Annotated in this window: 8 protein-coding genes; 7 read left to right on the top strand and 1 reads right to left on the bottom strand. The window is 64.6% G+C overall.

Annotation, left to right across the window (positions count from 1 at the left end):
- Positions 1–28 precede the first annotated feature (28 nt).
- A complete protein-coding gene (locus ACYVJ8_RS10520) occupies positions 29–451 on the top strand; it encodes a hypothetical protein (RefSeq protein WP_460712149.1) in 423 nt (140 codons plus the stop codon).
- A 31-nt stretch (positions 452–482) separates the two neighbouring features.
- Entirely contained in the window at positions 483–1,013 is a 531-nt protein-coding gene (locus tag ACYVJ8_RS10515; RefSeq protein WP_460712089.1) for a hypothetical protein, read from the top strand.
- Between the two features lie 29 nt (positions 1,014–1,042).
- Here the strand turns inward: ACYVJ8_RS10515 and ACYVJ8_RS10510 are convergent, their stop codons facing one another.
- Complete coding sequence (locus ACYVJ8_RS10510) at positions 1,043–4,417, bottom strand: galactose oxidase-like domain-containing protein (protein ID WP_460712087.1); 3,375 nt, start codon at positions 4,415–4,417, stop codon at positions 1,043–1,045.
- 563 nt (positions 4,418–4,980) lie between these two features.
- On the opposite strand from ACYVJ8_RS10510, the gene ACYVJ8_RS10505 reads away from it, so the two are divergent.
- Genes ACYVJ8_RS10505 through ACYVJ8_RS10485 form a run of 5 tightly spaced genes read left to right on the top strand, consistent with a single transcriptional unit; the run spans position 4,981 to position 11,624 of the window.
- Positions 4,981–5,496 carry a hypothetical protein gene (locus ACYVJ8_RS10505; protein ID WP_460712085.1) on the top strand — a complete coding sequence of 172 codons (516 nt, stop codon included), beginning with the start codon at positions 4,981–4,983 and terminating at the stop codon, positions 5,494–5,496.
- 15 nt (positions 5,497–5,511) lie between these two features.
- Positions 5,512–7,464 carry a hypothetical protein gene (locus ACYVJ8_RS10500; protein WP_460712083.1) on the top strand — a complete coding sequence of 651 codons (1,953 nt, stop codon included), beginning with the start codon at positions 5,512–5,514 and terminating at the stop codon, positions 7,462–7,464.
- The gene (locus ACYVJ8_RS10495; protein WP_460712081.1) at positions 7,461–10,619 is read left to right on the top strand and encodes a tetratricopeptide repeat protein; all 3,159 of its coding nucleotides are present in this window, start codon (positions 7,461–7,463) and stop codon (positions 10,617–10,619) included. The genes ACYVJ8_RS10500 and ACYVJ8_RS10495 overlap by 4 nt, the downstream gene beginning before the upstream one ends.
- Complete coding sequence (locus ACYVJ8_RS10490) at positions 10,603–11,250, top strand: tetratricopeptide repeat protein (protein ID WP_460712079.1); 648 nt, start codon at positions 10,603–10,605, stop codon at positions 11,248–11,250. Before ACYVJ8_RS10495 ends, ACYVJ8_RS10490 begins: the two co-directional genes overlap by 17 nt.
- Positions 11,250–11,624, top strand: coding sequence for a hypothetical protein (locus ACYVJ8_RS10485; RefSeq protein WP_460712077.1), 375 nt, complete (start codon positions 11,250–11,252; stop codon positions 11,622–11,624). The genes ACYVJ8_RS10490 and ACYVJ8_RS10485 overlap by 1 nt, the downstream gene beginning before the upstream one ends.
- The last annotated feature ends 47 nt before the right edge of the window (positions 11,625–11,671 follow it).

The following is an 11,671-nucleotide window of genomic DNA, read 5'->3' as shown; positions in this document are numbered from 1 at the left end:
ACCAAGGAGTCCGTCGATGAAACCTCGTCTGGTCGCATTGCTCTGCTCGATTCTGCTGGCGGGGGCCTCGGCGTCCGCAAGCGCCAGTGGTCCCATCACCTGCAAGATGGAGTTCAACCTTGCGGGTTGGTCGGTCTTCTACAAGACGGCGTCGGGCACCGGCACGGTGACCTGCGACAACGGCCAGCGCATGTCCGTGCACATCCGCGCCAAGGGCGGCGGGTTGACCGTTGGCAAATCGAAGATCGAGAACGGACACGGCGAGTTCTCGGGCGTCTACAACATCAACGACGTGCTCGGCACCTACGCCAGCAGCGAAGCGCATGCGGGCGCATCCAAATCGACCAAGGCGATGGCGATGACCAAGGGCAGCGTCTCCCTCGCGCTGGCGGGCAAGGGCCAGGGCTGGGATCTGGGCGTCGCCTTCGGCAAGTTCGTGATCGAGCACTGATCGCGCGATCGGCAGGCGAGGAGAGCGGCGCATGCACATCCACCCGAAACGCACGCTGCTGGCGGTCGCGCTGATCCTGTCGGGCATCACGGGAGTGGCCGCCGCGCAGGAGCCGGCCGCGAGCTGGAGTCCGCGCAGCGGCGACGCCTGGGTCGACACCTGGCTCGGCGACATCAATCGCTACGGTGCGCGTTATCCGGAGGCGTTCGTCGACGAGATGGTGCGTTACCACAACGCACCGCGCGAGCTGGTCGTGGATCTGATGGAACGGCGGAATTGGCGGCCCGGTGATGTGTACTACGCGTGCTCGCTCGCGTCGGTGCTGGGGCGCCCTTGCCGCTTCGTCGTCGACTCATACGAGGTCGACCCCGCTCAGGGTTGGGGCGCGCTCGCGCAACGACTCGGCGTCAAGCCCGGCTCGCCCGAATTCCATCGTCTGAAGCATGGCTTCGTGCCCACCTACGATCGCTGGGCGCGGCCGATCGATCTGGACGACGAGCTTCGGCGCGACTTCCCCGGTCAGCGCAAGCGCTCGACCAAGAAGGACAACGGCAAGCACTGAGGCCCGGGTACTTCGGTACCCGCAAAGTGCTATTGCACGACGAATGTCGCGGTGCCCTGCGCGGTCTCGCCGCCACTGGTGACGCTGGACGTGAGTTGGTAGGTACCGACCGAGCTGGGGCCGGTGCCGGACACGAATGAGGCACTCGCATCGCCGTTGGCGTCGGTCGTTCCCGTCAGAATGATGTGGTTGACGCCATTGGGTTTGAGCGCGTCGAAAGTGACGCGAGCACCTGCGACTGGCGTGCTGCCGCGAGCCACGTGGGCGGTGAGCGTCACGCTCCCGCCGCGCGTATAGACCGGCTGGGTCGTGCCCGTCGTGATCGACAGGGATGGCAGCGACGCGGTGTCGTTGTTGGTGATGGTGCAGGTCGCGGAGCCGCCCGCCGCCAGCGCGATGCTGCTGCAGTTGCTGAAACTGGCGCTGTAGCCCGCGGAAGCCGGTTCGGTGACCGTGTACGTTCCCGCCGCCAAGCTCAGCACGTTGCTGCCGTCGGATTCGAACGCCAAGGGCGTGCCGCCGTTGACCGAGAAGCTGAAGTCGGAAGCCACCTTGCTGCCGCCGTCGTCGTTCACCACGACCTTGATGACGGTCAGCGTCCCGGGCAGCGGTGCCTGCTTCTGGACGACGAACGTGGCGTATCCCACAGCGGAAAGGCCGCCGCTGGTAGCCGTCGCCGTCAGCTGATAGGTGCCGATCGAACTCGAACCGGTGCCTGAAACGAAGGAGACAGTGGCATCGCCGCTCGTGTTCGTGGTGCCGATCAGCACCACGTGATTGATCCCATTCGGCTTGAGCGCATCGAAGTTCACGCGCGCACCGCTGACCGGCATGCCGCCAGTGGTGACGTGCGCCGTCATGACCACCGTTTCGCCGCCGACGTACACGGGCTTGCTCGTGCTGGCACTGGCGCCGAACGCAGCCGTGTCGTGGTTGGTGATCGTGCAGGTCACGTTGTCGCCGGCGACGAGGACCAGGTTGCTGCAGTTGGCGTAGTTGGGCGTGTAATCCGCGACCGGCGTTTCGGTGACCGTGTAGGTGCCGGCTGCGAGGTTGAATACATTGCTGCCGTCGGCTTCGAACGCGATGGCCGCCGCGCCGTTGATCGAGAAGCTGAAGTCCGAAGGTTCCTTGGTGCCGCCGTTCTCGTTCACCATCACCTTGCGGACCGTCAGCGTGGCCGGCAGCGGCGGTTGTACGGAGAACGTGGCGAAGGCCTGGGCCGAGCGCGTGCCGCTGGTGGCGGTGGTCGTCAGTTGATACGCGCCGATCGAGCTCGATCCCGTCCCTGAAACGAACGATGCGCTCGCATTGCCGCTGCTGTCCGTGGTGGCAGTCAGGCGCACGTGGTTGATGCCGTTCGGCTTGAGCGCATCGAAGTTCACGCGCGCGCCGCTTACCGGCACGCCCATGTTGAGGACGCGTGCCGTCAGCGTCACCGTTTCTCCCGGGAGATAACCGGGCTTGGTGGCGCTGGTGGTCACCATGAAGCCGGCGATGTCGTTATTGGTGATCGTGCAGGTCGCGGTGCCGCCGGCGGTCAGGACGATGTCGCTGCAATTCGAGTAGCTGGCCGCATAGTCGCTGGGGTTCGGCTCGGTAATCGAGTAGTTGCCCGGAGGAAGATTGATGACATTGCTGCCGTCCGCTTCGAACGGAATGGGGGCGTCGCCGTTGATGGAGAAGCTGAAATTGGCGGCGACCCTGCTGCCGCCATCGTTGTTTATCACGATCTTGTTGACAGTAAGGCGAGCGGGATTGCTTGCGTTGATGCGCAGTATCCCGGCTTCGGACGGAACGCCGTCGCCGTTGATGATGAACACCATGTAGTAGCCCGGCGGCGTGCGGAACGCATTGCCAGGCAGGCTGGCCTGCAGCGTGTTGTCCGAAACCGTGAAGGGCAATTCCAGGAAGCGCTGGTCCATGTCGAAGGAATGCGTGACCGAGCCGGTCTTGACCAGGGTCACGCGGGCGATATCGGACGCATTGGGCGTCGAGATCGGAATCGTCTGGCCGGGATTGACCGTCATCGGCACCGTGGCAATGATCGGTCTCGGCGCGGGCGCACCGTTGGCATCGAACAGGTACGGTGGGTAGTAGATCTCTGCGTTGAGATTGAGCTGCGGGCCATTGGCGCCGCCGCCCACCGTCAATACCGTCGCATCGGGCAGCAGCAATGCCGACGAGTGGTACAGGCGCATGCGTTGCGCCGTCGCGGCTTCGGTCCAGGTATTGGTGTCCGGATTGTAGATTTCGGTGATGTAGTCGACGCCGTTGACCGGATCGTTGTCCGCCACGCTGCCGCCGGACAGGAAGACGCGTCCGTCCGGCAACACCGTGCTATTGCCCCAATGGCGACGATAGATCGGCGAGGCGACCTGAGTGATGGTCGGAACGTTGCTGTTGCCGTTGATGTCGATGACATGGGCGAGCGGGCTGGCGAAATTCGTGTCGTAACCGCCGCCGACCTGCAGGATCTTGCCCGGCTTGAACATCACCGCCGTCGAACTGGCGCCCATGTTGCCGCTGAGGAAGCGGCCCGCCTTGGTGATCGTTCCGGTGCCGTCGGGATCGACGCGGTACATCTCTTCGTAACGCGTGCCGAAGATGTTGCCGTCCGGGGCGAGGAAGTTGCGCGGATACAGGCCGCCCAGATAGGTCGTCGGTGCCCCGGAGAGCAGGCGGAAGGTGCCGGTGCTGGTGCGGACTTCGGGAAAGTCCTCGCCGCCGGTGCCGCCCTGGATGTAGACCTCGCCATCGGGCAGCGTGGTCGCCGTCGCGTACCAGCGCTTGCGGAACATCTTGCCCGTGCGCGCCAGACTGTTGTCCAACGGATTGAAGACGTTGGAATCGTCGTTGGGGTTCAGCGTCGCCCGGCCCGTGGTGAGATTGACCACGTCGCCGCCCCACATCTCGATGCTGCCGCTGGGCAGCAGCAACTGCGCATTGCAGAAGATGTCCACCTGCGTCGCGTTGGGCAATGTGGTGTGCGAGTTGCTGCCCAGGCCCAGTTGCGGGTCCCAGACGTCGTAGATGTAGTAGCCGGTGCGAAAGCCCGCTGCGCTGGTTCCGTACGTGAGCACGCGGCCATCGGGCGTGAGCACGGCATGGATGCCGACCAGGGGCCAGTCGACGACCGGCGAGAACGTGCCTTTGACAGGATCGCCTGTGGCCGGGAGTGCGGTAAGCGCGCCGACCGGGAGCTCGGTCTGGAATGCCGCCACGGCCTGCGCATCGCCTTGCATCACCCGATTCTGGTTCGCGCGCGTCTGCACCGCGGCGAGAATGAGCGGGTCGCCGCTCGCGGCAGCCACGGCGGCGGCCATGTCGCGCTCGCGCGTGGGGGTGTTGGCCGCCATGAAGATCGCGGCGGAGACCGTCAATGCGGTCAAAAACAGTGCCAATGCGAGCGTGACACCACGTCGCGAGCGAAAAGACTGCAAATCGATCATTTCTGCCGTGCCTCGGCGCGGTGAACGGTGGAATGCCACCGTGGTTGGCTGCTCCCCCAACAATTCCATGAACGCAACCCGGGCGTCGCGGCGGTCACGTCCGGACCCGGGCGATCGCGCAGTCGCCTTTCGTAACCGAGACACGCGCCGACAACCTGCTGGCGACCACGGTGGACATCGCCCGCCTCGCCGCGCGCTTCCGCTCAGCGCGGTGCCATTCGAAGATCAACATCACACTTCTGCTGAGAGATGCGTTGCCATCTGACAAAAATTCGTCAGTTACTGCCGCGTTGCGTACACATTCTGCAATGACGATCTCACTGCGCCGGATTTGGCCGCTGATCTAATGCGCACACTTTCCACCGGCTGAATTGGGAAAAGAGCAATCGAAGGATTGCTCGAAGTCGCCGGGGTTGAGGGGAAACAAAAAGCTCCACGAGCGGGATCGCCGCAGCCTGCCTTGCAGGCCGCATGGTGATGCGAAGCCGTGGCCGGGGGACTCTGAGGCGGATTGCATGAAGAAGGCTTTTTCGTGGGCAGTCGTACCGTTTCTGCTGCTGGGGATCTGCGCGCAGGCATGGGCCCAGAGCGCTTATCGCGAGCAAATGAAGGGCCTGGACGAGCAGGTGCAGGAGGTCAAAACCGACGTCCTCTCCATCTCCGCCGAGCTCAACCAGCTCGAGGAGAAGCTGCTGTATCCGTCCGAGACCCATCTGGCGGTGTTCGTGCAGTTGGCCAAGGGCGACACGTTGCGCCTGGATTCCGTGGACGTGCAGGTCGATGAGCAACCTGCGACGCACTACATCTACAGCTTCAAGGAGCTCGAAGCCCTGCAGAAGGGCGGCGTGCAGCGTCTGTACACCGGCAACATCGCCAGCGGACAGCACCAGATCGTGGTGACGGTGAGCGGCAAGCTTGCCAACGGCGAGCAGTACAGCCGCAGCCAGACGGCCACGTTTGCCAAGGAGATCAAGCCCAAGCTGCTCGGCGTGACCGTGTCCGGTGATTCCATCAGCGTGGCGGACTGGTAAGACCCGATGCGCCGCGTGTCCACCCTTTCGCTGGGACTTGCACTGGTCGTGCTGCCGGGGGTTCATCCCTGTGCGGCCGCCGACAAGGATCCGGCTGTCGTGCAGGATCTGTACTTCGGCGAGGCGTTGTACAACGCCTATCAAGGTCGCTGGTTCGAAGCCTTGCAACGGCTCGATACGGAGTTGGCGCAGCACAAGCGCGTGGACGAGGAGACCCTGGATTCGCTGTATCCGCTGATCGGGCAGGCAGAGTTTTCGGTCGGCGACTTCGAACTGAATTACCGCATGCACCACCGCGCCGGGCGCGCGATCAAGGCCGTGCTGGAAGCGGACGTACCTGATGAGGTGCGCAATGAGGCGGCTTTCCGCCTGGCGCGCATCCACTTCCAGAAAGACCAGCCACAGGATGCGATGCAGGCGCTGGAGCGAATCCACGGAGACGTTCCCGAGGAAATCCGCGACGAGATCGAGTTCCTGCGCGCCAACACTTACCTCGCCATGGGCCAGCCCGCCGAAGCGGCAACCGTGTTGAAGCGGGAGCTGGATGCGAAGGGGCTCGTGGGTTTTGCCGGCTACAACTACGGCATCGCACTGTTGCAGGACGGCAAGACGAGCGAAGGCCTGCAGCAGTTGGCGAAGGCCGGCGAGCCGAATCGCAAAGATCCGGCGGCGGTCGTCGCGATCCGCGACAAGGCCAACATGGTGCTCGGGCGTTTGATGCTCGAGTCCAACGATTTCGGCAATGCGCAACGCTATTTCGATCGGGTCAGCCTCGACGGACCGTATTCCAACCAGGCGCTGCTGAGTGCCGGTTGGGCCGATGCGCTGGCCGGAAACTACCAGCGTGCACTGGTGCCATGGAAACTTCTCGCCGCGCGCGACTCGACCGACAGCGCCGTGCAGGAAGCGAAGCTGGCCCTGCCGTATGCCTACGGCAAGCTGAACCTGCATGGCCGCGCCGCAGTGCTGTATGACGAAGCGCTGAAGTCCTTCGGCGAAGAGTTGGAGATGCTGGACTTCTCCACGCGCAGCGTGCGCGAGGGCGACTTCCTCAAGGCGTTGGTGCGTGAGGAAATCCGCCAGGACGCTTTGTGGGTGGTGAAGCTCCGCGATCGGGAGGAAGCGCCCGAAACCTTCTACCTGACCACGCTGATGGCGTCGCACGACTTTCAGACGGCGCTGCAGAATTACCTCGATCTCGACGACCTGCGCCGCAAGATGGAAGCCTGGCAGTCGGGCTTCGACGCTTTCGACGATCTGATCGCGCAGCGCCGCGCCTATTACGAGCCGTTGTTGCCCCAGATCGACGCGCAGTTCCGCGAGCTGGATTCGCAATACAAGCTGCGGCTGGAACAGCGCGAGAACCTGGCGCGACGGCTCAACGACCAGCTGACCAAGCCGCGACCGGAACTGCTCGCCACCGCCGACGAACGCATCCTGCTTGAACACATCCGCGCGACGGAAGCGGCCATTGCGCATCTTTCGCAAGCACAGCGCGACGAATTCGTGGCGCGTACCGAACGCCTGCGGGGCGCGATCAACTGGACGTTGCGGACCGAGTACGCCGATCGCCTGACCCAGGCGCATGACGATCTGGCGCTGTTGGATACCGACATCCAGGCGCTGCAGGTCCATTACCAGTCCTTCGTGCGCGCGCGGCAGGCGAGCGTCCACGCATACACCGGTTACGACGACGGCATCCTGGACCTGCGCAACCGCGTTCGCGATTCGTTGGAGCGCGTGAACCAGCTGCAGAAGCAGCAGGGCTCGCTGATCGAAGAGGTGGCCATCGCCGAGCTGACCGCGCGCACCGAACGCCTGAAGGGCTATCAGACCCAGGCGCGCTATGCCGTTGCGGACAGCTATGACCGCGCCAGCCAGGCGCAAGGTGCTCCGGCGTCACCGAACGCACCGGCCGCAAAGGAAGCATCGGAAGCACCGGGCGCGCCGGCCGGGGAGGGCAAATGAAGTTTCGGCTTCGCCAGAGCGTAATCGCGGTGCAGCTGGTGCTGCTGGCTGCTTGCGCGCATACCGAACGCGCCGGCACGTTGGCCTCGTTGCACCGGGTTGAGCCGGACACCACGGATGTGCGCGTCGACCAGGGCCTGGAAAAGGCGATGGTGGGCTATCGCCAGTTCCTGGAGGAAACGCCGGCCGGCGAGCGTACGCCTGAGGCGATGCGTCGTCTGGCCGACTTGCAGCTGGAAAAGGAGTACGGCGTACGCGGCACGACCGAAATCGTGGTCGACCGCGCGCCTTCGGCTGCAGGTGTCGCAGCGACTGCGCCCGCCGCGGATGCGAAACCCGTGCAGCTGGCCGCGCCCGAAGCAGTCACGAAGATCGCGGCGGCTTCCCATGCCACCGGCAAGGCCACCGCCGGCGCCACTGCGCCTGCCGACATCGAGCGGCAGGCCGAGCAGCGCGCGGCGACGGGGCAGGCCATCGCTACCACGGCCACGTCCGGTGTCGCAGCAACGGAGGCGGGCCCGCTCGAAGCGATCCAGTTGTACGACAAGCTGCTCGCCGAGTTCCCGAACTACGCTTACCGCGACCAGGTGCTCTACCAGAAGGCCCGCGCCTACGACGAGCTTGGACGCGTCGATGAAGCGATGGCCGTGATGGAACAGCTGGTCAAGAGCGACCCGGACTCCGCGCTCGCCGACGAAGTGCAGTTCCGTCGCGGCGAGCGGTTCTTCGTCCTGCGCAAGTACCGCGATGCCGAGAACGCCTACCAGAGCGTCGTGGCGAAGGGCCCGGCCTCCGAGTACTACGAGCTTTCGCTGTTCAAGCTGGGCTGGTCGTTCTACAAGCAGGACCAGTTCGAAGAAGCGTTGCATCGCTACTTCGCGCTGCTCGATAACAAGGTGTCCAAGGGCTTCGATTTCGACGCGAAGCACACGGCGGCGGAAGATCGCCGCGTCGAGGACACCTTCCAGGTCACCGCGCTGTCCTTCTCCAATCTCGGTGGACCGGAAGTCATCGGCGAGTACTTCGCCGAGTTCGGCCATCGCCCCTACGAAGACCGTGCATATCGCTACCTGGGCGAGTTCTACCTCTCCAAGCAGCGTTACCAGGACGCCGCAAAGGTGTTCACGGATTTCGTCGCGCTCTACCCGTTCCACGCGTCGTCTCCGGACTTCAGCCTGCGCACCATCGGCATCTACGAGACCGGCGGATTCCCGCTGCTCGTGGTCGAGGCCAAGCGTGGTTTCGCGGCCAATTACGGGCTGAAATCCGAATACTGGAAGCACCAGTCCATCAGCAAGCGGCCAGACGTGGTGGCTGCGCTCAAGTCCAACCTGATGGACCTGGCGAACTACTACCACGCGCGCTACCAGGATCCGAAGCAAGCTGCCGAGAAACAGCAGAGCTTCGCCGAAGCCTCGCGCTGGTACGGCGAATTCCTCGATTCGTTCCATGATGATCCGGCGGCGCCGGCGGCGAACTACCAGTTCGCGGACCTGTTGCGCGAGAACGGCAACTTCCGCCTGGCAGCGACGCAGTACGAGCGCACCGCCTACGACTACCCGGCGCACGAGAAGGCTGCAGCCGCAGGTTATGCGGCGATCTTCGCGCACCGCGAGAATCTCAAGGTGGTGGCCGCGGCCGAGCTGGAGGAGAGCAGGCGCGCCACCGTCGCCAGTTCGCTGCGTTTCGCCGACACCTTCCCGCAACACGAGCAGGCGCCCACCGTGCTGGTGGCCGCCGCGCAGGACCTCTACGACCTGAAGGACTACGCCGCCGCACGCAATGCCGGACGCAAGCTGCTGGAGAAGTTCCCGGCCACGACGCAGGAGTTGAAGCGTGCGGCCTGGACCGTGGTGGCGCATTCGTCGTTCGAACTGGCGGACTACCAGGTGGCAGAGCAGGCCTACGTGCAGGTCCTGGCGATGACACCGGCCAGTGACGCGGGTCGTGCCGACCTGGTCGAGAACCTCGCGGCTTCGATCTACAAACAGGGCGAGGCGGCCAACACCGCCGGCGATTACCGTGCCGCCGCGAATCACTTCCTGCGCATCAAGGATGCGGCGCCGACCTCGAAGATCCGCGCCGGTGCCCAATACGACGCAGGTGCGGCGCTGGTGCGGCTGCAGGACTGGAAGGGTGCGGCCACGGTGCTGGACGAATTCCGTCGCGACAATCCCACTCACGAGCTGGTGAAGGACGCGACGCAGCAGATCGCCAATGCCCTGCGCCAAGCCGGCGATCTGGCAAGCGCGGCGGGCGAGTACGAGCATGTCGCCGACGGCGCCACCGATCCGAAGCTGCGCGCGGAGGCATTGCTGACGGCCGGTCAGTTGCATGAAGACGCGAAGAACTTCGATCGTGCGCTCGCGGTTTACACGCGCTACGTCGGCGAGTTCCCGAAGCCGGTCGAGGATGCGGTGGAAACGCGCAACCGCATGGCGGATATCCACAAGGCGCGTGGCGACGACGCACGCTACCGCGCCGAACTGCAGAAGATCGTGCAGGCCGATGCCAGTGCCGGCGCCGCGCGCAGCAGTCGCACGCGCACGCTCGCCGGTCGCGCCGCATTGGTGCTGACGGAGCCGCTGTACACCGGTTTCGTTTCGATCGAGCTCAAGCAGCCGTTCGAGAAGAGCATGGCCGCCAAGCAGAAGGCCATGTCGGCGGCGATCAAGGGCTTCAACGCATTGGTGCCTTACGAGGTTCCCGATGTCACGGCCGCCGCCACCTACTACATGGCCGAGGTGTACGCCAGTTTCAGCCAGTCGCTCAACCAGTCCGAACGACCGGCCGGCCTCAAGGGTGCGGAGCTGCAGGACTACAACGACCAGCTGGACGAGATGGCTTTCCCCTTCGAGGAAAAGGCCATCGACCTGCACAAGAAGAACCTCGAGCTGATGCAGGCCGGTATCCACGCACCGTGGATCGAGAAGAGCCTGGCGCGCCTGGCGCAATTGTCTCCGGCCCGCTATGCGCGCACCGAGATGAGCACCGGCTACCTCAGCTCGCCGGAGCGATACGAATACATCCAGCCCACTCCGCCCCCGGTCCCCGAAACCAAACCCGCACAGCCAGTTGAAGCCAGCGACGTCGGAAGCGCAGCCGCGCCCGCCGCCCCGGCCACCAACGGAGAGGCCAATGCCGATGCGCATTAACCCGACTTATCGAGGTGCGGTCCGCCACACCGCGCGCCTGGCCGCGATATCGCTGGTCTACTTCGCCGCGACGGCCATGGCGGCGCGCAAGGACGGGCCTGGCGTGCACACCACCGCCACCGGCTTCACCATCGTGGAGACCGCCAAGGTCGACGGCGCGACGCGTGCGGACTACGCCCGCGCGGCCGGCCTGCTTGCGCAGGAACGCTATGCAGAGGGCATCGCGCTGATGCAGGCCGTGGTGACGAAGCAGCCCAAACTTACCGCCGCGTATGTCGACCTCGGCATCGCCTACGCGAAAACCGACGAGCTGGACAAGGCCGAAGCGAGCCTGAAGCAGGCGCTCGAACTGCAACCACAGCATCCGGTCGCCTGGAATGAATTGGGTCTGGTGCAGCGCCGCCTCGGCAAGTTGAGCGACGCGCGCAGTTCCTATGAGAAATCGCTCGCCGCCGCGCCGGGTTTCCATTTCGCGAGGCTCAACCTCGCCGTGCTCTGCGACATGTACCTCGCGGATCCGTCCTGCGCATTGGAGAACTACCTCATCTACCAGCAGGTCGTGCCTGGCGACAAGCAGGTGGCGGGCTGGATCGCCAACGCCCGTTCGCGGGTCGAAAAGGGAGGCAAGTGATGCTGCGCGCAACCTTGTGCATGTGCCTGTTGCTGGCGCCAGTGGCGGTGTTCGCCGCCGGGCCGGTGTCGCAGGACGCGAAGAAGACCGAAGCCCAAGCCACCCAGTCCGGCGCGAAGAAGCCGGCGGGCAAGGCGAACGACAGCATGGTGCTGTCCGGCATGTCCATCGTCGGCAACGACGAGGCGCCGAAGGAGCTGGTCATCGTGCCGTGGAAGAGCTCGCAGTTGGGCGATGCGCCGGGCATTTCTCGGCTGCTCGACGACGCCACGCAACCCGTCGACAAAGACGTGTTCATGCGCGAGCTCGCGTACTACGGGCTCAAATCCGAAGCGCAGGGCACCGCGCCGGATGACGAATCCGACGACAAGTGAACACGACGTTCCAACAACTTTTTCCCACCGATTCACCAATGAATTTC

It is taken from the genome of Lysobacter terrae, assembly GCF_054782215.1.
The sequence above is the reverse complement of the archived record's forward strand: the minus strand, read 5'-3'. Positions and strand labels throughout refer to the sequence as shown.